This is a genomic window from Streptomyces sp. NPDC040410 (assembly GCF_055595715.1).
In genome coordinates this window covers 1-22,575 of sequence record NZ_JBVIVK010000043.1, presented here as the reverse complement: position 1 = coordinate 22,575, position 22,575 = coordinate 1, and the positions used below count along the sequence as shown (strand labels likewise).

General features: G+C 69.9%; 19 protein-coding genes and 4 pseudogenes. 10 read left to right on the top strand and 13 right to left on the bottom strand.

Annotated features, from left to right (window positions below; genetic code table 11):
• Positions 1-39: 39 nt before the first annotated feature.
• The 4 genes and pseudogenes from ACZ562_RS37675 to ACZ562_RS37660 all read right to left on the bottom strand — a co-directional run bounded on the left by ACZ562_RS37675 (position 40) and on the right by ACZ562_RS37660 (position 1,978).
• Positions 40-576: a transposase gene (locus ACZ562_RS37675; protein ID WP_471189076.1), complete on the bottom strand. Its 537-nt coding sequence runs from the start codon at positions 574-576 to the stop codon at positions 40-42.
• An 85-nt stretch (positions 577-661) separates the two neighbouring features.
• Positions 662-808, bottom strand: a pseudogene (locus ACZ562_RS37670) (NF041680 family putative transposase); the annotation flags it as partial.
• Between the two features lie 163 nt (positions 809-971).
• The gene (locus tag ACZ562_RS37665; RefSeq protein WP_471189073.1) at positions 972-1,115 is read right to left on the bottom strand and encodes a phenylacetaldoxime dehydratase family protein; all 144 of its coding nucleotides are present in this window, start codon (positions 1,113-1,115) and stop codon (positions 972-974) included.
• The gene (locus ACZ562_RS37660) at positions 1,109-1,978 is read right to left on the bottom strand and encodes a phenylacetaldoxime dehydratase family protein (protein WP_471189071.1); all 870 of its coding nucleotides are present in this window, start codon (positions 1,976-1,978) and stop codon (positions 1,109-1,111) included. The genes ACZ562_RS37665 and ACZ562_RS37660 overlap by 7 nt, the downstream gene beginning before the upstream one ends.
• 335 nt (positions 1,979-2,313) lie before the next feature.
• Between ACZ562_RS37660 and ACZ562_RS37655 the strand changes: the two are divergent.
• A pseudogene (locus ACZ562_RS37655) lies at positions 2,314-2,762 on the top strand (transposase family protein); the annotation flags it as partial.
• On the opposite strand, the pseudogene ACZ562_RS37650 reads toward ACZ562_RS37655, so the two are convergent.
• A pseudogene (locus tag ACZ562_RS37650) lies at positions 2,755-2,988 on the bottom strand (transposase); the annotation flags it as partial. The pseudogenes ACZ562_RS37655 and ACZ562_RS37650 overlap by 8 nt on opposite strands.
• Positions 2,989-3,176: 188 nt before the next feature.
• Here ACZ562_RS37650 and ACZ562_RS37645 point away from each other — a divergent pair.
• Both ACZ562_RS37645 and ACZ562_RS37640 read left to right on the top strand, forming a co-directional pair.
• Positions 3,177-4,082 (top strand): hypothetical protein, encoded by a 906-nt coding sequence (locus ACZ562_RS37645; protein ID WP_471189069.1) that lies wholly within the window; start codon positions 3,177-3,179, stop codon positions 4,080-4,082.
• A complete protein-coding gene (locus tag ACZ562_RS37640) occupies positions 3,989-4,546 on the top strand; it encodes a recombinase family protein (protein WP_471189079.1) in 558 nt (185 codons plus the stop codon). The genes ACZ562_RS37645 and ACZ562_RS37640 overlap by 94 nt, the downstream gene beginning before the upstream one ends.
• 125 nt (positions 4,547-4,671) lie before the next feature.
• Here the strand turns inward: ACZ562_RS37640 and ACZ562_RS37635 are convergent, their stop codons facing one another.
• Complete coding sequence (locus ACZ562_RS37635; RefSeq protein ID WP_471189067.1) at positions 4,672-5,157, bottom strand: Lrp/AsnC family transcriptional regulator; 486 nt, start codon at positions 5,155-5,157, stop codon at positions 4,672-4,674.
• A gap of 30 nt (positions 5,158-5,187) precedes the next feature.
• On the opposite strand from ACZ562_RS37635, the gene ACZ562_RS37630 reads away from it, so the two are divergent.
• The 4 genes from ACZ562_RS37630 (at position 5,188) to ACZ562_RS37615 (ending at position 12,350) form a co-directional block, all read left to right on the top strand.
• Positions 5,188-8,157, top strand: coding sequence for an aminotransferase class III-fold pyridoxal phosphate-dependent enzyme (locus ACZ562_RS37630; RefSeq protein WP_471189064.1), 2,970 nt, complete (start codon positions 5,188-5,190; stop codon positions 8,155-8,157).
• 513 nt (positions 8,158-8,670) lie between these two features.
• Positions 8,671-10,062 carry a 2-oxoadipate dioxygenase/decarboxylase gene (gene hglS / locus ACZ562_RS37625; protein WP_471189062.1) on the top strand — a complete coding sequence of 464 codons (1,392 nt, stop codon included), beginning with the start codon at positions 8,671-8,673 and terminating at the stop codon, positions 10,060-10,062.
• A 33-nt stretch (positions 10,063-10,095) separates the two neighbouring features.
• On the top strand, positions 10,096-11,628 hold the full coding sequence (amaB, locus tag ACZ562_RS37620; RefSeq protein WP_471189059.1) for an L-piperidine-6-carboxylate dehydrogenase: 1,533 nt from the start codon (positions 10,096-10,098) through the stop codon (positions 11,626-11,628).
• A gap of 353 nt (positions 11,629-11,981) precedes the next feature.
• Positions 11,982-12,350, top strand: a complete 369-nt coding sequence (locus ACZ562_RS37615) for a cupin domain-containing protein (RefSeq protein WP_471189057.1) — start codon at positions 11,982-11,984, stop codon at positions 12,348-12,350.
• A 285-nt stretch (positions 12,351-12,635) separates the two neighbouring features.
• Here the strand turns inward: ACZ562_RS37615 and ACZ562_RS37610 are convergent, their stop codons facing one another.
• Positions 12,636-12,818 (bottom strand): hypothetical protein, encoded by a 183-nt coding sequence (locus ACZ562_RS37610; RefSeq protein WP_471189054.1) that lies wholly within the window; start codon positions 12,816-12,818, stop codon positions 12,636-12,638.
• Between ACZ562_RS37610 and ACZ562_RS37605 the strand changes: the two genes are divergently transcribed.
• Complete coding sequence (locus ACZ562_RS37605) at positions 12,813-12,983, top strand: hypothetical protein (protein ID WP_471189051.1); 171 nt, start codon at positions 12,813-12,815, stop codon at positions 12,981-12,983. The genes ACZ562_RS37610 and ACZ562_RS37605 overlap by 6 nt on opposite strands.
• A 309-nt stretch (positions 12,984-13,292) precedes the next feature.
• Here ACZ562_RS37605 and ACZ562_RS37600 read toward each other — a convergent pair whose 3' ends face one another.
• The 3 genes from ACZ562_RS37600 to ACZ562_RS37590 form a co-directional block, all read right to left on the bottom strand.
• A complete protein-coding gene (locus tag ACZ562_RS37600; protein WP_471189049.1) occupies positions 13,293-13,736 on the bottom strand; it encodes a hypothetical protein in 444 nt (147 codons plus the stop codon).
• 256 nt (positions 13,737-13,992) lie between these two features.
• Positions 13,993-15,144, bottom strand: coding sequence for a Glu/Leu/Phe/Val family dehydrogenase (locus tag ACZ562_RS37595; protein WP_471189046.1), 1,152 nt, complete (start codon positions 15,142-15,144; stop codon positions 13,993-13,995).
• Positions 15,141-17,909 carry an FAD-binding and (Fe-S)-binding domain-containing protein gene (locus tag ACZ562_RS37590; RefSeq protein ID WP_471189044.1) on the bottom strand — a complete coding sequence of 923 codons (2,769 nt, stop codon included), beginning with the start codon at positions 17,907-17,909 and terminating at the stop codon, positions 15,141-15,143. The genes ACZ562_RS37595 and ACZ562_RS37590 overlap by 4 nt, the downstream gene beginning before the upstream one ends.
• 308 nt (positions 17,910-18,217) lie before the next feature.
• On the opposite strand from ACZ562_RS37590, the gene ACZ562_RS37585 reads away from it, so the two are divergent.
• Positions 18,218-19,135 carry a LysR family transcriptional regulator gene (locus ACZ562_RS37585; RefSeq protein ID WP_471189041.1) on the top strand — a complete coding sequence of 306 codons (918 nt, stop codon included), beginning with the start codon at positions 18,218-18,220 and terminating at the stop codon, positions 19,133-19,135.
• Positions 19,136-19,293: 158 nt separating this feature from the next.
• On the opposite strand, the pseudogene ACZ562_RS37580 reads toward ACZ562_RS37585, so the two are convergent.
• Positions 19,294-19,490: pseudogene (locus tag ACZ562_RS37580) on the bottom strand (ectoine/hydroxyectoine ABC transporter ATP-binding protein EhuA); the annotation flags it as partial.
• A gap of 205 nt (positions 19,491-19,695) precedes the next feature.
• Positions 19,696-20,025: a hypothetical protein gene (locus tag ACZ562_RS37575; RefSeq protein ID WP_471189039.1), complete on the bottom strand. Its 330-nt coding sequence runs from the start codon at positions 20,023-20,025 to the stop codon at positions 19,696-19,698.
• Between the two features lie 52 nt (positions 20,026-20,077).
• On the opposite strand from ACZ562_RS37575, the gene ACZ562_RS37570 reads away from it, so the two are divergent.
• The gene (locus ACZ562_RS37570) at positions 20,078-20,638 is read left to right on the top strand and encodes a hypothetical protein (protein ID WP_471189036.1); all 561 of its coding nucleotides are present in this window, start codon (positions 20,078-20,080) and stop codon (positions 20,636-20,638) included.
• 386 nt (positions 20,639-21,024) lie between these two features.
• On the opposite strand, the gene ACZ562_RS37565 is transcribed toward ACZ562_RS37570, so the two are convergent.
• On the bottom strand, positions 21,025-22,575 hold a 1,551-nt coding region (locus tag ACZ562_RS37565), incomplete at its 5' end, for a serine/threonine-protein kinase (RefSeq protein WP_471189034.1).

Here is a 22,575-nt window from a genome sequence, read left to right as displayed (position 1 = left end):
GCGACACAACAGACCACCACTCCCACAGGATCATCGAGACTACGCCCGACCAGCGAAAACGCTGTCCTCAAGCCCGGAAAGACAACAGCTTCTCAGGCGGTGGAGCCGCTGGTTGGCGTCGCGTGAGGCGTTCGCCTCCATCGGTGAGCCGTCCACGGCCACCGCCGAAAGATCGACCAGGCCACGTCGGCCGCACAGCGACAACACCTGCACGAACAGCAAGTTCAAGGCGGCACGGTGGCGTCGTACGAACCGCGCGACGGTGGAGTGGTCCACTCGGCGGTTCGCGGTGTTGATTCGGCAGCCCACGTCGTCCCAGCAAGCCTGCTCGATGCGACGGGAGGAACGCACTCCCTTGCTGTAGCAGTACAGGAGCAACGCAATCAGGCTCCCGGGAGGGTAGGCCACCCCGCCCCACCCGTCGTCACGGTAGCTGTACTCGAACGCCGATAGGTCAAGTAGCTCGACGACGTCGAGCACCTTCCAACACAGGTGCTCGGGCGGCAGCCAGTCCCGCACATCCCGCGGCATCTCAAGATCACGTTCACGGTCGCGCGACAAGAAGTTCCGCCCCACAAACCAAGATTCAGACGCCACCCTGATCCTCGGAACCGAACAACGAATCGCTCTTGACCTTCACCGGGCAGGAGCCGTGCGACAGCCTCGGCATGTGCTGGCGGAGGTTCCGAAACGTCCGGCGGACCCGGGCCGGGGTGAGCCGGCCGGGTGCGGCCGGTTTCACCCATGGGTGCCGTAGGTCTTGGGCCAGAGAGCGGGCGAGCCGGAGCTGGGTGTAGGCGGCGATGATATGCGGTGGCAGAGCCGAGCAGCAGCGCGGCGGCGATCGCCGCGGCCGTGCTCCTGCCTATGCGCCTTGCGGTGAGTGGTCTCGGGGAGGAGAGCGGGTTCATATCGGGAATTTCGCTGGTATGGCAGGGGAGCAGGTGAGATGGGGCGGGTTTCTGGACTGGTCAGAACGAGGCGGCGGGCAGGACGCCCAGCAGGCTGGTGCCAGGAGGGCAGTTGATGTACTCGAACTCGGCGGCGCCGGCGGGCAGTACGCACACTTCGTGCCACAGCCGCAGGTCGAGCCGGAAATCGTGGTGCCTCAGCATCCGGTGGAAGGCGCCGAAGATGGCTTGGTGGGTGGGGGTTTCACTGTCCACTCCTCCAGGTGGGCCAGTGACACCCACCAGGCGAGGACGCAGGTCCTGTCCTGCGGCTGCGACCAGTCCGCGTTCAGCTCCTGGACGTAGACAGCGGCGGTGCAGCCCGTGCCGTGACCGTTCGCGATGTACTCTGCGCCGGCGCGCAGCGTGGGTGCCACCTCGCGGATGTAGGTGGCGTGCTCGGCTTCCCCGCAGTGCGACCAGTCCTGGGCAGTGCGGATGAAACACAGGTTGTCGGGGTTGCTGAACCGGATCCGCCGCCCCTGGCTGCCACTGCCCGCAGCCTGGGCTTGAAAAACCGGAAAGGCAGGGTCCAGTTCGCTGTCCCGGGAGTCGTGAATACGGTCGCGCATGCTGCCCCAGTAGTCGTGTTCCTCGGTGACTTCTATGGGCGTGAAGTGCGAGACTCCGTTGTCATGCCACTCACCCGAGTGGAGCGTCTCGAAACGGCGCACCGGGCTGGTGGCGACCTCCCGCCAGAAGGCCAGGGGGCCGTCCTCGGGGAGCGATTGCCACCAATCGCGCACCGGTGGTGAGGCCCACCACTCCCGGTGGCTTTCGGCACTGTCCCAGTAGGCCAGCGCGATTCTCGTGTGTTGCCCGTCCTGCTGGACCGGACGCATCCGGTCAAGGTGCCGGGGGCCGTGCTCGGCGCCTAACAGGGCATCCAACTTCTTGCAGGCGCCTGTCACGGCGTCCAGGTCCTCGCCCTGGACCGCGAACTGGGCGAGGACGACGGATTGGGTCGCCTCGGGAAATCGGGCGGTGAATGCCGGGTAGCTGGGCTGGTGTCCGTCGGGTCTGCGCATGTCGGTCTCCTCCTGTCGTCTCGGCATGCCGGGTTGAGAGATTGCTCCCGTCCCAAGAGTCTGCACAGGATGATCACCGGTCAGTAGGGGAAAACTACTCAGGAGATCTCGGTGGATGAGGTCGATGCCGTCCGCAGGCTGGATGTCGCACGAGGTGACGGCTGCTTTGAGGATCGCCACCGGCCAGAATCAATGAAGGCTTGTCATCCTGTGGTCCGAGGGTGATGACGGGTGGTGGTTGGGCCCGTAACGGGGCAGGGCTCCTGGTCGTTGCGGCTGGTGATCTCACTCGCCAACGTCTCGACACAGGAGCCCTGTTGGTCTCGTGTCGTGCCATGCTCGACGTCCCGCACGAGGTCGTTGAGCACGTTTCCTGGCTCATCGACGCCCGAAGGGGTGAGCTGAGCTCCCGCTGGCGCAAGCTGGGCTGCTTCCGCCAGGCACTGCTCGTCCTGGTGCACCGCAAGAACGAGACCCTGGCTCAGGTCGCTGCAGGGTTTGGACTCTCCACCGCCACCGCCGGCCGGTACGTGAGCGAGACGGTCGAGCTCCCCGCCGAGTGCGCTCCGAGCCTGCACGAGGCCCTGCGCGAGTCGCCCCCGGAGGCGTTCGCACCCTCGGCGGCACTATGATCGCCACCGACCGCATCGCGGCGGACGAACCGTACTACTCAACGAAACACCGCCGTCACGGGATGAACGTGCAGGTCGTGGCCGCTCCGGACGGGACACCGCTGTGGTTCTCGCGAGCGCTGCCCGGCCGCACGCACGAATCGACAGCAGCATCTCCCACGTCCCGTCGGCTGACCAGCGACGATGGCGCTTGTAGACCGTCTCCCACGGCCCGAACCGCTCCGGCAGATCCCGCCACTGCACCCCCGTCCGCACCCGGTACAGCACTCCGTTGATCACCCGCCGGTGATCACTCCAGCGCCCTCCACGGGCACCACCACGAGGTAAGAACGACTCCAGCTGCTCCCACTCCGCGTTCGTCAGGTCTCCACGTCCCATGCAGCCAGCCTGGCCCCAACACCCCACGCATGTACGGAGATCCGAGAAACAGTGCCTAGTGGGGCCAACTCGAGCCGCCCGGGCGGGGCCGAACGGCATCGCAGCCAATGACGTGTACGCGGGTGAGGGCCGGTTGCGCCTGGGCTGAGGGCCTTGTCCCACCGCGAGTCGGCGGGGATCATGACCGCGTGCAACGCCGAGAGGAACTCCACGAACTGCTCCCAAGCGCCGGACTCACGGTTGTCGAGGACGTGCGCCCGGGCGGTCTGTTCCCGCCGGAAGCCGGCTGGCGGATCGCACGGGGGATCGCGGCGCCGGACGGCGCGGTCCGGGAAGCGCTCAACGCCGAGTGGTGGCGCCGCCTTGCAGGTGCCGACGGCGAGTTCCTGGTGGCCGTCCTCGGACACCGGATCGGCGGCAACGACTCCTGGTGGACCCGGGTCCGCTCCGCCGGCGACGGTGTGCCGGGGCTGACAGGTGACCCCGGGTTCGTGGCGCTCTCCCTCGACGGGCAGGTGCTGCTGGCGGAGGTGCCCGGCGCGGACGGGCCTCGGGTGACGGCCCTCGACCGACTGCCGGAGCGGCTGGAGGAGGCCGCCGAGGCCGCCGGCCGCGAGACGGAGGTCGAGCGCGCCGAGGTGTGGGCGGCGGTGCCCTGCCAGCCAACATGGCCTTTGCACTGGGCGGAGGGGATCGGGTCCAATCCGGCTGCGCCGGACGAGCTGCTGATCCGGCTGCTGGATGTGGAGGTGGGCTTCCTGCGCGGCTGCGACCGGCCCGCCGTACTCGACGCCGCCGTGGCGCATCCCGATCCGCGGGTGCGCTCGAGGCCCGCGGACACCTTCCGGCCCAAGCTCACGTCCGATCAGTGGGTACGCCTGGTCCGGGGCCATGACCGCCCTCGCACCGGCCGACGAGCCGGGCCTCCTCGTCGCCGAGCCCCTCATCCGCACCGAGATCAAGATCGGGTACGCCCGGGTCTCGACCTGGCGGGCAGTAGCTGGAACGACAGCTCGACGCGCTCACCGCCGCCGGGTGCCGGAAGATCTTCGCGGACAAGAAGTCCGGCAAGAACGCGCTCCGCCCCGAGCTGAAGGCGTGCCACACCTTCCTCGACCCCGGCGACACCCTCGTCGTCCCCTCGCTCGACGGCTACGGCCGCATCCTCCAGGACCTCATCAACATGGTCGCCGAGCTGCGCGGGCGCGGGATCGGCTTCACTTCGCTCCATGAGAACCTCGACACCACCCCCGGCGGCCGGCTCGTCTTCCACGTGTTCGCCGCCCTGGCGGAGTTCATCCGCGAGCTCATCGTCATCGGCACCAACGAGGGCCTGGCCGCCGCCCGCGCCCGCGGCCGGGTCGGCGGACGCCCCAGCGTCGCCACGGACGAAGTCATCCGCGCCGCCCGTGACCTCCTCCCCGACCCCGGCCGCTCGATCACCTCGATCGCCAAGCTTCTCGGCGTCTCCCCGGGCACCTTGTACAACCACATCCCCGACCTCCGGGAACTCCGCGTGGGCGCCGTACCCCGCCAGCTCGAAGCCCGCCGGAAGTAGCCCCAGCACACCAAGATCAATCTCAGCGGCACTTTCTGTACCGCAACTACTCACCCCCGGGCTCCATGGCCGCGCAGGAGCGCTCGCCGTAGCTGTGCGGTCCCGGTGCTTTGCAGATGGTCTGCTCAGCCGCCCCGGTTCACCAGGTCGGTGAGCAGGATCTGGGTGCGTGTATGTGCGAATCCCGGCATGCGCTGCAACCGAAGAATCACCTCCTCGAGGTGGTCGGTGTCGCGCACGTGCACCAGGGCCAGTGCGTCGGATTGGCCAGCCGTCGTCCAGGCCCGCACGATCTCCTCTTCCTTGCTGAGTGAGGCGATCAACGACTCTCGCGAGGTGCCGGGCGCTACGTAGACCGCGAGCAGCGCCTTCACGCCCACCCCAAGGGCTCGGTGGTTGAGTTGCACGGTGTACCCGCGGATCACACCGGACTCCTCCAGCCGGGCGATGCGTCGTTTGACGGAGGACGGGGCAAGCCCGGACAGTCGCCCAAGATGCTCGAGGGAGGCTCTGGCGTCTCTCACCAGTTCATGCAAGATTCTGCGGTCAATCTCATCCATATGATTGATTCTTGCATTCTTTGGTGGTGTGGCGCAGGTTCCCATCGACATGTTGAACACCCGAGACCTAGCTTCCAGCTTATGGACACCACTGGACTTGCCGCGTTTGCCGCGGAACTGTTCGACATCCACGCCGAGGCCGCGCCGCTGCCCGGCGAACGTGACAGCAACACGCGGCTGGACGTCGGGGGGCGGCCGCGGTACTTGCTCAAGATCTACTCGGCCGAGGCGAGCCCTGCGGAGATCGAGTTCCAGGAGGCGCTGTTGGGGCACCTGGCAGGTTGCCGATCAGCCGTGCCCTCGGCCGCGCTGGTGGCGGCGACAACGGCGACCGTCTGCGGGGAGAAGCGGACCGTGCACCTGCTGGAGTGGGTTCCGGGGGTCCTGTGGTCGCAGGCCGGTCCGGCGGACTTGCGCAGATTGCGGGCCCTGGGCTCCGCAGTGGCGGCACTGGACAGGACGCTCGCTGGATTCGAGCACTCCGAGCTGGACCGTGACTTCCGCTGGCACCCGCTGCGTGCGGTCGAACTCGAACGCGCGGTGCCGCGCGTCGCCGAGAGCGAGCGGGAGTTCACCGCGAGCGCCCTCGCCCGGCTCGGCGAGCTGATGCCGGAGCTGCGCACGCTGCCGCAGCAGGCGATCCACAACGACGCCAACGAGAACAACATTCTCTTGGACGCCGACGGGCGGATCACCCTCATCGACTTCGGCGACGTGGTACGCGCCCCGCGGGTGTGCGGGCTCGCCGTGGCCGTGGCCTACGCCCAGCTCGGGCAGCCCGATCCGGTCGCAGCAGCGTGCGCAGTGATCGCCGGGTACCACACCGAGGCCCCGCTGTCGGCCACGGAGCTGCGGCTGCTGCCGGATCTGATCAACGCCCGGCTGGCGATGAGTATCGCCAACAACGTCGAGCAGCGTGCCGCCGACCCGGACAACGAGTATCTGGACAGCAGCCAGCCGCAGATCCGCGAGCTGGTGAAGGTGCTCTCCGCCGAGCCACGCGAGCTGCTCGTCGCCCGACTCCGCGACGCCTGCGGGTACCGCCCGATACCCGTGGAGCGGGAGATCGTCTCCTGGCTGCGCTCCGCGGCCTGCGACCCCGCCCCCATGCTCCGCACCGACCCGGCCACAGCGCGGATCCACACCATCGACTGGAGCGCGCACGGCCCCCCCGAGCTGCACATCGGGCGCGGTGCCGAGGCGGTGGACGCGGCAATCGCCGCGGACCGCGCCGCGCGCGGGGGCACGCTCACTCTCGGCCGCTACCGCGAGGACCGCGTGGTCTACCGCTCGGACGCCTTCGCAGGCGCACCCGGCGGCGAGCGGCGCAGCGTGCATGTGGCGATCGACCTGTTCGACGCCGCAGGTGCGCCGGTGTTCGCCCCGTTCGACGGCAAGGTAGAGGCCGTCGAGTTCCGCGACGCGGACTACGACTACGGCGGTGTCGTGCTGCTCGAACACCGCACCGGCAGCGGCACACCGTTCTGGCTGCTGGTCGGCCATCTCGACCGGCACAGCGTCGAGCGGCTGCGCGCCGGTGACCCGGTGCGCCGGGGCGAGACGATCGGATGGATCGGCTGGACGGCGGAGAACGGGGGGTGGCCCCCGCACATCCACGTCCAGCTGTTCACCACGTTGCTCGGCCGTTCCACAGATCTGCCCGGGGCGGTCCGTCCGAGCGAGGCCGACGTATGGCAGAGCATCTGTCCCAACCCGAACCTCGTGCTGCGCGCACCGGGGAACACGGCCGTCGTCCCGCACCGCGACGCCGAGCAGATCGCCGCGCGGCGTGCCGCGAACCTCTCTCCCTCCCTGTCGCTGAGCTACGCCGAGCCGCTGCACATCACGGGAGGGGAGGGCGCGGAGCTGATCGACGCGTACGGCAGGCGGTATCTGGATCTGGTGAACAACGTCTGCCATGTGGGCCACTGCCACCCGCAGGTGGTCTCTGCGATCAGGGAGCAGGCGGGAAGGCTGAACACGAACACCCGCTACCTGCACGCGAACATCGCCGAGTACGCGCGTCGGCTCGCCGCCACTTTCCCTGACCCGCTGAACGTGGTGATGCTGACGAACTCGGGCAGTGAGGCGAACGACCTCGCTCTGCGTCTGGCCCGCACCGCGACCGGCCGGGAGCACATGCTGTCGCTGGACTGGGCCTATCACGGCAACCTGAGCTCGCTGGTCGAGATCAGCCCCTACAAGTTCAACCGTCCCGGCGGGACCGGGCCGGGGGAACGAGTGCGGGTCTGCGATGTGCCCGACCCCTACCGCGGCGCGTTCGGATCGGACGGTCCGCGCTACGCCGAGCACGTCCGGGCACAGTGCGCCGATCTGTCCGCTGCGGGCGCTGCGCCGGCTGCCTTCATCCATGAGTCGGTTCTCAGCTGCGCCGGGCAGATCGAGCTCGCCGACGGTTACCTGCCGGCTGCTTACGCCGCGGCGCGCGCAGTCGGTGCCCTGTGTATCGCCGACGAGGTGCAGTGCGGCTTCGGCCGGGTCGGTGAGCACATGTGGGCCTTCGAGCGGCACGGCGTGGTGCCCGACATCGTCACCCTGGGCAAGCCGAGCGGTAACGGCCACCCCATCGCCGCGGTGGTGACCACTCCCGAGGTCGCACGCCGGTTCCGGACCGGGATGGAGTACTTCAACACCTTCGGCGGCAACCCGGTGTCGTGCGCGGCCGCGCTGGCCGTGCTGGACGTGGTGGAGAACGAGCGGCTGATGGCCAACGCCGCGCGGGTCGGCGGCTACCTGCAGCAGCGGCTGTCCGCGATGGCCGAGCACCACCCGGCGATCGGTGACGTCCGCGGGCGGGGCCTGTTCCTCGGCGTGGACCTCGTCGTCGACCGCGCCAGCAAGGAGCCCGACCGTGCACTGGCGAAGCGCGTGGTAGAGGCCGCAAAGCGAGACGGCGTGCTGCTGTCCACCGACGGCCCGGGCGACAACGTGCTGAAGATCAAGCCGCCCCTGGTGCTGGGGATGGAGCAGGCCCGCCGCGCCGCCGATGTCCTCGACCGCGCGCTGGCCCAGGCGGTGACCGCACGGTAAGCCTCACCGCGCACAGGAGCCGTCGCTCGTGAGGTACCGGATAGTGGAGCACTCGAGATACCACTGCGCCTCTTCGGCGCGGTGGTCATCAGGTCGCCTGCCTGAGGCCCGCAGCAGCCGCGCCCTCTGCCGCCGCATCCGCTCACCAACTTCAGCACGCCGGGCGAGCGTAAGAATTTTTGGGCCTGCCGCGTCAAATCTCTCGTGCTGCTGGCCCTTGCTCGTCGTGTGGCCCACGCCCATAGTGAAAAGGAGCCCTCTTGACCGTGATCGATGAGTGAAAGGCAGTGTGGGGCAAGACAGCACTCAGCGCCCACGCACCAGAGGCTCTCTCCTCGCCTGTGGTATCGGCCTACGCCAGGCCGCCTCCCGCGCGCTGCGGGCCGGTTGGCGAGAACGCGTCGAGACCTCTGTCCGGACGGAGACGCTCACCGGGATCACCGCTCCCCGCCGAGGGCTTGCGTCCGGCAATCCCTGATGTGACTCCCCTCTCATGGAAAGGCAGAAAGCTCGATGATCAGCCAGTGGCAGCTGCGCGCCGCCTTCGCCGCCCGGCTCTCCGAGATGTACGGAAGGGAGGTCCCCGCCTACACCACGCTCGTGGAGGTCTCACGCGAGGTCAATGAGGACGTCCTGTGCGCGCAGGGCGCGGATGCCGAACGGCTGGGCTCCATCGGCCGCGTGACCGCGGAACGCCACGGCGCCATCCGCGTCGGCACCCCCGCCGAGCTGAGTCAGGTCGCCCGCGTCTTCGGCGCGCTGGGCATGCACCCGGTGGGTTTTTACGACCTGCGCGAGGCCGCCGCCAGCTCGGTGCCTGTCGTGTCGACCGCGTTCCGGCCGGTCGACGGCGAGGAGCTGGCCCGCAACCCCTTCCGCGTATTCACCTCCATGCTCACCCCGGCCGACCCCCGCTTCTTCGACGACGAACTGCGCGGCCGCCTAGAGACCTTCCTCGCCGCCCGCGAGCTCTTCCCGCCGGAGCTGCTCGCCCTGGCCGACCGCGCGGAGGCCGAGCGTGAACTGCCCGACGAGGACGCCGAACGGTTCCTTCAACTCGCCGTAGCTGCCTTCGCCTTGTCGACCGAGCCGATCGACAAGGCGTGGTACGAGACCCTGGAGCGGATCTCCGCCGTCGCTGCGGACATCGGCGGTGTCCGCAGCACCCACATCAACCATCTCACCCCCCGTGTCCTGGACATCGATGAGCTCTACCGCCGGATGACCGAGCGCGGCATCGAGATGATCGCCACCATCCAGGGACCGCCCCGCTGGAAGGGTCCCGACATCCTGCTGCGCCAGACGTCCTTCCGCGCCATGGCCGAACCGCGTGCCCTGCGCGACGCGGACGGCAGTGTGGTCAGCGGGGCGCTGCGGGTGAGGTTCGGCGAGGTCGAGGCCCGCGGCATCGCCGTGACCCGCGAGGGCCGTGCGCTCTACGACCACCTGCTCACCCTCGTGGACCAGCAGGCGGCCCAGCATCCCACCGCGGAACGGCCCGAACTCACCAGCGCCGTCTGGGCCGAACACGTCCCCGGCACCGAACGCGAGCTCGCCGCACAGGGGTTGGCGTACTTCACCTACCACATCGCCCCCGACCGGCCGCACGACGGCAGCCGCCCGCCCGCCGCCCTCGGCGACCTGCTGGACCAGGGCTGGATACGGGCCGAGCCCATCGTCTACGAGGACTTCCTGCCCCGCTCCGCCGCCGGCATCTTCCAGTCCAACCTCAGCGGCGAGGGCTCACGGGACAACGACCAGGAAGGCACGGCCTACGACGCCGCCTGGCTCTCCGGCGCCATCGACCGCCAGGTCCTCGACCCCTTCGCTCTTTATGAGCAGCAGCAGAACCTTTCCCTGGACGAGGTCGCCGGGGAACTGGGGCTGCAGACCCCGCTCCGCTGACGCGCCGCCCTTCCCACTCCTTAAGGACGCCACATGACCGCCAGCACCACCTTGCCCGCCACAGACGACCTGCGCGCCCGCGCCCGTACGAGCCTGGAACGTATCGGCGTCACCGTCTCCGAAGGCGCCGACTTCCAGGCACGTACGCCGATCACCGGCGAGGACCTCTTCAGCCTGACGGCCGCGACCGCAGCCGACACCGAGGAAGCCATCGAGGCCACTCGCGAGGCCTTCCTCACCTGGCGCACCACCCCGGCCCCGCGCCGCGGCGAACTCGTGCGCCGCCTGGGCGAGTTGCTGCGTGAGCACAAGAGCGAGCTGGCCGACCTCATCACCATCGAAGCGGGCAAGATCCGCTCGGAGGCGCTGGGCGAGATCCAGGAGATGATCGACATCTGTGACTTCGCGGTCGGCCTGTCCCGCCAGCTCTACGGCCGCACCATCGCCTCGGAGCGCCCCGGTCACCGCCTGGCCGAGACCTGGCACCCGCTCGGTGTCGTCGGCGTCATCTCCGCATTCAACTTCCCGGCCGCCGTGTGGTCCTGGAACACCGCCGTGGCCCTGGCCTGCGGCGACACGGTGATCTGGAAACCGTCCGAACTCACCCCGCTCATCTCCCTCGCCTGCGACCGGCTGCTGGCACAGGCCGCCGAGGAGACCGGAGCACCCCGGGACGTACACCGTCTCCTGCTCGGCGACCGCACGATCGGCGAGAAGCTCGTGGACGATCCCCGCGTCGCCCTCATCAGCGCCACCGGCTCCACCCGCATGGGCCGCGAGGTCGGCCCCCGCGTCGCCGCCCGCTTCGGCCGCAGCCTGCTGGAGCTCGGCGGCAACAACGCCGCCGTCGTCGCCCCCTCGGCTGACCTCGACCTCGCCGTGCAGGGCATCGTCTTCGCCGCGGCCGGCACCGCAGGCCAGCGCTGTACCACCCTGCGCCGTCTGATCGTCCACCGCGACATCGCCGACACGCTCGTCGCACGGCTCACGGCCGCGTACGCCAAGCTCCCCATCGGCGATCCCTTCGACGAGAACACCCTCGTCGGACCGCTCATCTCCGCCAAGGCCCTCGACGGCATGCAGGACGCCATCACCCGGGCCCGGGCACAGGGCGGCAAGATCCTGGTCGGCGGAGAGCGCCGGCTGGCCGAGGCCGCGCCGCGCGCCGCCTACGTCGAACCGGTCATCGTCCGCGTCGACGACCAGAGCGACGTCGTACGTGAGGAGACCTTCGCGCCGATCCTCTACGTCCTGACCTACGACACGCTGGAAGAGGCCATCGCCCTGCACAACGACGTCCCCCAGGGCCTGTCCTCCAGCATCTTCACCCGCGACCAGCAGGAAGCCGAGCTCTTCCTCTCCGCCGAGGGCTCCGACTGCGGCATCGCCAACGTCAACATCGGCACCTCCGGCGCAGAGATCGGCGGCGCCTTCGGCGGGGAGAAGGAGACTGGCGGCGGCCGCGAGTCGGGCTCCGACGCCTGGCGCGCGTACATGCGGCCGGCCACCAACACCATCAACTACTCCGGCCGGCTTGCTCTGGCACAGAACGTCAGCTTCCTCTGAAACCGCAAGCTAGCTGGGGATATCGCGACAGGAAGGGGCAAGGCACCGCCCGCAGCTTCGTAGCGTCGGCCACCCGGAAGGCATGTTGAGCCGGCGCGGAGGAAGGGACCAGTGGCGCTACTACCACTGGTCCCTTCCTCCGCGCCGCTGGCGCAGGGGGGAGTACTTGTCCGTCGAGTGCCGGGCTTCGCGAACTTCGCCGCTCAGTTGCCGCTGTAGCCGTGGCGGGTGACGGGAGGTGATGCACCGCTCCCCAGGAACGCGACGCGACGCCCGCGAGGGTTGTCCCGCCAGGCCGTTTGTGAAGGAGGAGCCACTGCAGGATGGGTACGAGGGGCACGTAGAGGGCCGTGATGAACGCGGAGGCCCTCGGCGTGAGGGTCCCCGCGGCAGAGCTGTCTCAGACAGAAATCAACGCGGTCGCATGGCGGGGACAGGCACCCGAGAGCATGGCGGCCCTCCTCGGTTCCGCGCCGGCAGGCCGCGAGGCGCAGCTGTGGTCGTGGTCACTCGCCTCCGGCGATGCGTATGAAGCGCAGCCCGACCCGCAGGGCTGGCACGAGATGGTGCTCGTCATCGAGGGACAGATCCGCCTGGACCGCGACGACGCCCGCGTTGATCTCGTGGCCGGCCGGCACAGCCTCTACTCCACCGCGCAGCGCTACTCCTACCGCAACACCGGAACCACGACGGCCCGCTTCGTCCGCGTCGTCATCCGGTAGCACCCGCCCTCCGACCCCGTACGGAAGAACGCCGATGAACGTTACGACCTGGTCCCTGCAGATGCTCGAGCCCAGCGCGCGGGCCCCCCGCCCCTTCCCCGAGGGTGTGCGCCTTGACCGGGCCACCGGGATCACTCCGGAGTTCGCCCGTTTCCTCTACGCGCTGGTCGGCGGGAACTGGAACTGGACCGACCGGCTGGGCTGGACGCGACAGCAGTGGGCTGACGAGCTGGACGTGCCCGGCGTTGAGTTCTGGATCCTCTACAGCGAGGGCGTCCCTATGGGCTACGTGCAACTCCACCCCTCGTCGAAGCGGACGGCACGCACGTCGAGATCCTCTACTTCGGGCTTGCCGAACAGGCGCTCGGTCGCCGCCTCGGCGGCTGCTTCCTTGAACACGGCATCGCTGCCGCCTGGACCCTCCCCGACCGCACCGGCCTCCCGCCCGTCGCGCGCGTATGGGTGCACACCTGCACCCTCGACGGCCCCGCCGCACTCACCGACTACCAGTCCCGCGGCCTGGCCATTTACAAGACGGAGGACGCCGACGAGAACGTGCCGGACCAGCCTCTGGGAGCATGGGCCGCGACCGGCGGACCCGCACCGACGACCGGCGGCGACCGCCGGCAGTAAGGCGGGCGGGCATGCCGTCGATGGAGGCCAGCACCACGCTGAAGCAAGCCCCGAGCGCCCCGCAAAGAACGCGATATCGGACGTCCATCCGGGGGAGCATGGCCTCCGCGGTGGTCTTCAGCCAGGTCAGCGACTCCGGCTCGCCCACCGCGCCGAGCTTGTCCACCGACAGGCGGGCACGGCCACCGTCCGGGAACGACGATCTCCACTTTCGCGTCGTCGCCGGCCTCCTGAAGCCGGTCGGCCATCTGCCGCCACGCCGCATCAGGTCCTGGGCGAGCTGGGCCAGATGGTCGCCGCCGTCTTCGGTCAGGGACAGCCTCGCCAGCACGTCCGCGCGCATCGCTCCCACTGCGGGCCGTCCAGCAGCCGGGCACGCGGGTCCGCCCACCGGTTCGACGGGGGGGCGAACACGTCGCGGAGGGCACGGTGCAGCTGCTCCAGCACGCACACCACGTACACCACGTACACATCCCGGCCGAGCGCACCCTGCGGCAGCTTGGCGCTGGGGGACGCCGCCCGCTTCCACATCGCCGGCACCAGCTCGGCATCGACCTCGCGGGGCAGTAGCGGCCGGTCCTTCACCCGGCGCCGCGACAGCGCGGGCGGGTGGCCCATCGCCTTCAGGATGCGCCGACCACCCGGAGCCGCGCCCAGCGTGTCCGGATCACCCAGCAGGGACAGGAGCGATCGCGAGACGCCGGTCTCACAGGCGCCGGCGTCGAAGGAGACGGGCTGCCCGGCAGCGTCCACGCGCCGCAGCGCGGCGATGGGCCCGTTCCCTGGTGGCAGCGGCCCGAAAAGGGGCGGCAGCGATGATGTGCAGTGAGTCGTCCGCCCACAGCGTCGCCACCATCGGGTCGCCGAGCGGCGCTCCGTGGCGGGCGTGGAACTCGCAGAACGACGACGGCGCGGCGAGTTTGCGGTTCACGCTGGACTCCGCGCAGTGGTGGTCCGCTGCGGGCAGTACGGCCGAAGCCCCCGGCCCCAGGCCGCCAGCCGCCGGCGTTCAGCTGAGGGGGATGCGCCCCTTGCTGCGCATGGCGGTACGGACCCGTTCCTCGGCCAGCGCGCGCCCGGCGGCGTGCGCAGTGGTCTCCCGCCGCTGGGCCTCTGTGATGACGGTTGTGGTGTTGGCTCGCAGCTTCGTCGAGATCGTCGCGAAGATTTCGGACGTGTCGGGCCGGAAGCCGGAGTAGCGGGCGTCCATCGCGAAGGCGGCCGCGACGACGCCGCCGGCGTTAGCGACGAAGTCGGGGAGCACGGTGATGCCGCGTTCGGCGAGGATGACCTGGGCGTCGGGGGTGGTGGGCAGATTGGCGCCTTCCACGACGAGTTTTGCTTTGATCTGGTGCGCCGTGCTGCTGGTGATGACGTCCTGCAGCGCCGCCGGCACGAGGATGTCGCAGTCGACGGTGAGCTCCGCGCCGGGGGTGGTGAGCGCGGTGCCCTGGTCGGAGCGGGCGACGAAGTGGTCGCCGTGCTCTTCACGGGCGGCCAGGAGACGCTCGACGTTGAGACCGCTGGGGTTGTGCACTGCGCCGTGAGCGGTGGACACCGCGACGATGGTGGCCCCCAGTTCGGCGAATCGTCGGGCGGCTGCGGCGCCGACGGCGCCGAAGCCCTGGATGGCCACACGGGACCCAGCCAGGGGCAGGTCCAGGACCTGCGCGGCGGCGTCCGTGGCCTCTGCGACGCCATAGCCGGTGACGCCGAGTCTGTCGTAGGCCACGCCGCCCAGGTGCTCGGGCGTGCCTACGGCGGCGCCGCGGTCGCCGAGCTCGTCCTGGATCATGGCAGCGTCGCTTTCGGTCAGTCCCATGTCCAGGCCCATCACGTACTCGCGCGGCACTTCGTTCGACAGTGCCCGGGCGAATGCACGCAGGATGCCTTCTTTGTCGGGGGAGGCGGGGTCGGCGACGATGCCGGCTTTGGCGCCGCCGTAGAAGAGGTCGACACCGGCCCACTTCCATGTCATGACGCGGGCCAGGCGGGCCACCTCGTCGACGGTCACGCCGGGGCTCATGCGGGTGCCGCCCTTGCCGATGCCGCGGGCGGTGTTGTCGATGACCAGGACGCCCTTCATGCCGGTGCGGCGATGAGAGACGACGACGATTTTCTCGGGGCCCCAGTCGTCGATGAGGGAGAGTGCGTCAGTCACGAATTCTTCCTTTTTCCTTTGTCGGAGTCAGAGGGCAGTGCGTCGGCGATGAGCTCGGCGAGGTGGGTGCCGGTGCGGTCGGTCTGCTGTCTGATCTGGGTGCGGCAGCTGAAGCCGTCGGCGAGGACGACCGTGTCCGGGGCGGCCGCCCGCACGGCGGGCAGCAGTACCTGTTCCCCTGCGGCGACGGACACCTCGTAGTGGCCGCGTTCGAAGCCGAAGTTGCCGGCCAGGCCGCAGCAGCCCGAGTCCAGGATGGTGTTGTCGACGCCCATGCGGCGCAGCAGTGTGCCGTCGGTGCCGAAGCCGGAGGTGGCGTGCTGGTGGCAGTGGGTCTGGCTGATCGAGTGAGCCCGCAGTTGCGGGGCCTGCCAGTCGGGCGCGTGCTGGACGAGGAGTTCGGCGAGAGTAAGGGTGGAGCGGGCGACGAGACGGGCGTCCTCGTCGCCGTCGAGAAGCTCGGGCAGATCGCTTTTCAGCGCTGCGGTGCAGCTTGGTTCCAGGCCGACGACAGGGGTACCGGCGCGGACAGCAGGCGCCAGGGTGTTAGTGGTGCGCCCGGCGATGCGGCGGGCGATGCCGAGCTGGCCGGTGGTGATCCAGGTCAGCCCGCAGCATTGGGTGCCATTGGGGACCTGGACTTGGAAGCCGACGTTCTCCAGCACGGTCACCCCGGCCATGAGGACCTCGGGGGTGAAGTGGTTGTTGAAGGAGTCGACCCACAGCAGGACCGGGCCGCGCCGGCCCTCGCCCCGGGGCGCGCGGCGGCGGAACCAGGACAGGAAGGTCTGCTCGGCGAAGCGGGGGATGTCCCGCTCGGCGGCGATCCCTCCGAGCCGTTTGATCAGCGGGGCCGCCGGGGAGGAGGTGAGGGCGTTGACCAGCCGCGGCATGCGGGCCGCCGGGCGGGAGAGCAGGGGCAGCCAGCCCATGGTGTAGTGCGAGGCGGGCCTGATGCGCCCCTGGTAGTGGTGGTGCAGGAACTCGGACTTGTAGGCGGCCACATCCACGCCGACCGGGCAGTCGACGCTGCAGCCCTTGCAGGACAGGCACAGGTCGAGGGCGTCGCGGACCTCGGTGGAGCGCCAGCCGTCGGTGATCACATCGCCCTGGGTCATCTCGTACAGCAGGCGAGCACGGCCCCGGGTGGAGTCCTTCTCGTCCCGGGTGACCCGGTAGCTGGGGCACATGAAGCTGCCGCGGGGCGTGTGAGAGCGGCACTTGCCGACGCCGACGCAGCGGCGGGTGGCCTTGGCGAAGTCGCCGTCGTCGGCGTGGAACGGCAAAACTGTGGCCAGCGGCAGGGGCGTGCGCTGTGGGCTGACGCGCAGGTCGGCGTCCAAGGCCCGAGGCTGCACGATGATGCCCGGGTTCAGGCCGTTGTCGGGGTCCCAAACGTTCTTGAACTCCTCGAACAGGGCGATGACTTCAGGCTCGTACACCAGCGGTAGGAGTTCGGAGCGGGCCTGCCCGTCACCGTGCTCGCCGGAAAGCGAACCGCCGTGCGCGGCTACTAGTTTGGCCGCGTCGGTGAGGAAGGCGCGGAAGACCGCGGTGCCCTGCTCGGTGGTGAAGTCGAAGTCGATGCGCACATGCAGGCAGCCTTCACCGAAGTGCCCGTAGACGGCGCCGTGCAGCCCGTGCTGCTCCAGCAGCGCCGTGAACTGCGTCAGGTAGGAGCCGAGTTGGTCGGGCGGGACCGCCGCGTCCTCCCACCCGGGCCATGCTTCGGCTCCCCCGGGCAGGCGGGTGGCCAAGCCTGCGCCGTCCTCACGGATCCGCCACAGCCGACGAGCCCGGGCCGGGTCAGTGACGACCTCGCTGCCGGTGCAGCCGGCGATTCGTTGCGCCTGTGCGGCAATCGCCCGTGCCCGGTCGGAAAGTTCGTCGGCCGTGCCTCCGATCTCGGTGAACAGCCAGGCCTGGCCGGCGGGCAGGGTGTCTATGGCCGTGCGAGTCTCGGCCCTGGTGACGATGTCGGTCAGGGCACGGTCGAGCCCTTCCAGTGCCAGCGGCTGGTGGTCCAGCAGGGCGGGTACGGCCTCCGCCGCGGCGACCGCGTCACAAAAGCCCAGCACCACCAGGGCGCGTGCGGGCGGTGGGGAGATGAGGCGCACCTTGGCCGAGAGAATCACGGCCAGCGTGCCTTCGCTGCCGACCAGGGCTCTTGCGAGATTGAAGCGGCGCTCGGGCAGCAGGTGCTCCAGCGCGTAGCCCGACACCTGCCGGGGGAACTGACCCAGCCGGGTGCGCAGCACGGCCAGGTTGTTCCGGGCCAGCCGGTGCAGTGCGCCGATCAGCTCCCCGCGTTCGCCGCCGGCGGCCACGGCCGTACTGATCTCAGACTCGGTCATCTCGCCGATCCGCAGCATCGTGCCTTGATAGGTCAAGACCTCCAGTTCCACGACGTTGTCGGCCGTCCGGCCCCAGGCCACGGAGTGCGTTCCGCAGGCGTTGTTGCCGATCATGCCGCCCAGCGTGCAGCGGCTGTGCGTCGATGGGTCCGCACCGAACAGCAGGCCGTGTTCGGCAGCCGCCCGCTGCAGTTCGTCCAGGACGATGCCCGGCTGCACGGTCGCGGTCCGCTCCTGTGGGTCCAGGGCGATCAGCCGGTTGTAGTGACGGGAGAAATCGAGGACCACCCCGCGGCCCACCGCCTGCCCCGAGGTACTGGTGCCCGCCCCGCGCGAGGTGATCGGCACCCCGAGCCGACGGCAGACCTCGACGGCGTTGAGGACATGCTGCCGCTCGCGCGGGAAGACCACGGTCAGCGGGACCTGACGGTAATTCGAGGCGTCGGCCGAGTACTGGGCCCGTCGCCCCCGTCGCCGGCGACCTCGCCGCAGTTCCCTCGCCTGAGGGCCTCAAGCACGGCCGCCGTGTCGAGGCCGCCAACGCCCTGTGCTGTCGTGGTCACCGCGCTTCCTCCTTCATGCACCGACCGCTTTCGACCGGGCCCCGTCCACGATGTCCGGGGACCGGGGGCACGACAAGACACAGCAGCACGAAAGGTTTGACGCTTCAGGGCCACAAATGCTTATCCTCAAGGGCCCGTCCCGCCAAGGAGCCCGCGTTGCTGAGACCTCTGCATCTGCTCACCCTGAAGGCCGCCGTCCGTAGTGGTTCGTTCGCCGTCGCGGCCCGCGACCTCGGCTACACCGCTTCCGCGGTCTCCCAGCAGATCGCCGCGCTGGAGAAGGAGACCGGACTGGTCCTCTTCGAGCGCGAGGCCCACGGCATCCGCGCCACCGCCGCCGCCCACCGCCTGGTCGAGCTCGGCACCCCGGTGCTGGCGGCCCTGGACGACCTGGACTACCAGGTGCAGCAGCTCGCCAGCGGCGCCACGGGACGGCTGCGGCTCGGCAGCTTTCCCACCGCGAGCGTCCGCTTGGTGCCCGCAGCCCTCGCCGCGCTGGTCGCCACCCATCCAAAGGCGCAGATCCAGCTGACGGAGGGCGAGCCCGGTGAACTCGTCACCGCGCTCGGCCAGGGAGAGCTGGACCTCGCCCTGGTGTACGAGTACGCACTGAGCCCGCGCCAATGGCCGGACGAACTGACCCGCCATACGCTGCTGCGCGAGGATCTCCTCCTCCTGCGCCCCAGCGGCAACCGCCTGAACGTCGGCCTGCCCGGGCTGTCCCGGGCCCGGTGGATTACCAGCCGCGAGGGCACTGGCGGAGCACAGGCTCTCATCCGGCTGTGCGCGGCCGCCGGGTTCGACGCCGACATCGCCTTCCGCAGCAACGACTACGACGTGGTACGCGAACTGGTCTCCGCCCGCCTCGGGGTGGCGGTCGTCCCCGCGCTCGGCCACGCGGCCACCGCAGGCATCGACGCCACCCGGCTCACCGAACGCTTCGCTCATCGCACCGTGCTGGCGCTGCACCGCACCGAGAACAGCAATCCGCTGCTCGGCACCACGCTGTCGGCCCTGCGCAACGCGGTGCCCGAGGCCGAGGACCACCTCCACCCCGCGAGCAGCGCCAGCTAGCCGCTGGCTCATATGACCTGCTTGGTCTCCTCGGCGACCGCCAGAACCGCCTGCACGGCTCCGGCGCCCATCGTGGAGTGCACATCCGGATCGCTATCGAGGAAAGGCAGTGAAAGGGGCGGTACGGAGTGCCTTACCGCCTCTCGCCGTGTGCACTGTCAGAGCACCTTGGACAGGAAGGACTTCGTCCGCTCGTGCTGTGGGTTCGCCAGTACCTCCCGCGGGTGACCGGATTCGACCACCACGCCGCCGTCCATGAAGACCAGGCTGTCGCCGACCTCGCGGGCGAAGCCATCTCGTGGGTGACGACGACCATGGTCATGCCGGACTCGGCGAGGTCGCGCATGACGTCCAGGAACCAGTCGGGGCCGCCGGCCTTCTCGGCGATCCAGGCCAGTTCGGCGGGGTGCAGCCCGTTCAGGACGTCCGCGACGGCGGCGTGCGGGGTGTGCGGGTTGGCGGCGAGGGTGGCCAGGGCCTGGACCCGGCAGTGCTCGTAGTGCGTTCCAGGAGCCGGGCCGGGCGGTCGTGGTCGGGATCGACGTTGTCGATGACGCGGATCAGGTCCGGCTCGGCGTGGGGGAGACGACGGTCGGCTGAACCAGCCGGGCGAGCTGGGCGCAGGCCCCGGCGAGGTGGTCGGGGTTGGCGCTGAGGAGGGCCAGGTCCTCGGCGAGGCGGAGGACGCGGCCGTCGAACTCGTGGTCGCCCTCCTGCTTGTCGGACCAGGTGAGCAGCCGGCCGCGAGTGACGAGAGCGTCGGCGGCCGCGTGCAGCTGGTCGGCGGCGAGTGTGGCCAGGCGCGGGTTGCTGCGGACGCGGTTTGCGATGTGGTGCAGGGTCCGGCGGGCGGTCACCTGCGGGTTGGGCAAGTCGGCCAGTTCGGGCATGCACAAGGCCGGAAGGCAGGCGAGCAGCAGCCGGTGCGTCAGGGACCCGACTGTGACCGGCGTGGCCGTGTTCTGCGCGGTGGGCCGCGTGGAAGCGGTCCAGGAGGGCGGTCAGGGCAGCCGGCTCAAAGGTCGCTCGGTGGCCTTCGGTCAGTTCGTGGATCAAGGCGCTGACCCCCATGCAGCTGAAGGTGCGGTGGACGTAGTCGATCGCGGTGAGCACCAGGGCCTGGCAAGCGGTCATGTTGACGGCCGCCACGGTGCTCAAGGCCCGGCGGGTGAGATCGTCGTCGTCCAGGGTGAGGCGGCCGCAGTCGCAGAACCTCATGCGCTTGGCCAAAGCGAAGGACTCTTCCTGGGGGAGGAGGTCGGCGATCGCGTCGGCGGCCACGAAGCCGAAGTCGATTGCGACCTGGTAGGCGTGATGACACACGGTCGGGTCGGCGCGAACTCGCCGGTCAGCCGGGCGCGAGGGCGGGTGACAACTGGCGGCCGCGGCGCACGGCGGCGAGAACGTGAGGACGGCATACCGCGTTCAACAGGCCCGACGCGCGGACGGACACCGCTGCTTCCCCCGCTCGGCCCACCGCGCGCGTCCCGGCTGTCTCGTTGAGCAGTCGGATGGGCCCGGCGCGGGCCCTGGGACAGGGAGTGGTGACGCGTCGGCCGGCCGTAAGGTCGTGCGCGGCCTGCAGTTTTTCGCTCCGGACTCTGCCCGCGCCCTCCACGGACGATGTCGCCCCGCAGGCTACGGAGGCGCCAAGGGGCCGGGGCAGACACAGGAGTTGGCCAGCGACGGCTACCACCGTGCCCTTGCCGCCCACCGCCAGGCCGCCCCGCCCTCCCCAACGGACCCGGACGTCGCTCAGGCAGTCAAGCGGCAGACCGCCAGACGAGCCGATGCGACTCGTCTGCCCGGGCCGGTGCAGGCCCTCACCGGTGGTGGGGGCCTGGTGCTTTGCCGTGGTGCCGCACGAGTGTCCACCGCGGGCAGTGCCGCTATGGGTTGTCGTAGCGGTCGTGAAGGATCTTGACGGTGTCGGTCCACGCGCCGTCGGCCTGCTGGGGCAGGTGGTGGCCTGCATGGTTGGCCGTCTGCCGGTAGATCGGGTGCATTGTTCCTGCCTCGGTGGTGATCAGGGCGGTGAGCAGGGCAGGGCGCTGGGGTTTGGGACTGCGGGGGCGAGCAGTGGGCTTGACCCGCCGAAGCACCTGCACCTGATCAGACTCCGGCAACTCCCCCAGGTCCTTGACCTGAGCACACAGATCGGCGAAGGCCACGGTCTTCCCCAGCCGGGCTGCGTGCTCCAGGACGTCCCGGACCGCGTCGGCAAGGCCGGCCGCGTCGAAGCGCGCGGAGCGGGGAGCCGTAGGAGGAATGCGCGGCGCCCGGGTACGCACCGGCGGCTGAGGGGCACGCGGCGGGGGTGGGGACTCCGGCGGAGCTGTCTGCCAGGCCTGGATCTGGGAGCGCTGGGCGTCGGTGAGCCAGGCGGAAGCCTGTTCCGCGGCCTGGACGAGCTGGCGGCGCTGGTGGGGCGTGATGATCGGAAACCCGAGGCGCTTCCGCTCCGCGAGGTCGCCCAGCAGTCGCTGGACCTTCTGCAGGGCCTTGCGCTCCTGAAAGGTCGGTTCGCGCGGTGTGGGAAGGCCGACCGCTCGTTCCAGCCTCAGCAGCGCGTCTACTGCTGCCCTGATTAGGCCGTTCTCTTCGGCGGTTGCCCCGCCGTGTGTCACCTCTTCTGCCTGGTTCAACCAGCGGCGGATCTCCGTGCGGCTGCGCCCGTCACTGACCGCCCGTTCGAGAGCCGCCATGACGGCCGCACGGTCGGGCGAGGGGATGCCGTGCGTCTCTTCACTGGTCGGCCGTACGGTCGGCCGGGTCTGCTGCGGTGCCTTGGGCGCTTGCACGCCGATGGGCCGCCGCGTGGTACGCAGCCGGCGGACTTCTTCGACCGCAGGAGTGGTCAGTCCAGCGTCAGTGAACTCCACCTCGTGCAGGTCGAACCACTCGGTAGTGCCGCCATGGCGTTCGGTTCCGACCTGGATTCGGCGGCGGGTGCCGTCCGGGATGAGCTGGATGCGGTTGACGTATCCTTGCCGCAGCAGTACGTCCGGGTCGGATGCCATCTTGGGGCCGAGCACCCGCTGAGCGGAGTCCTCTCCCGCAGGTGCGGGAGAGTCGGCGGACTCGGAGAGCAGGACCCGCAGGCCGGTGTGACCAGCGGGGGTGAAGAGCACTTCCCGGCCGATCGAACCGTCAGCCTCGCGCGGGATGGTGGCCGTGGCGGTGACGTCCTGTTCCGCCATCCAGGCCAGCAGCCCCTGCTTGATGTACAGGTGGTCCGCGCTGGAGACCCCGGCCGCCTTCCGGGCACAGGCGGAGGTGTGCTCGGGATCCGGCCCGTGAGCGAAGTGGCAGGCGCGATCGGTGTACAGCTTGGTGAAGAGCTGGTGCCCGCACCCACCCAGCCAAACGCCGCACCAGTAGGTCTGGCCGGCATGGTGGGCCCGGAAGTCGTCGAGCTCTATCGCTTCCATCGGAAGGAC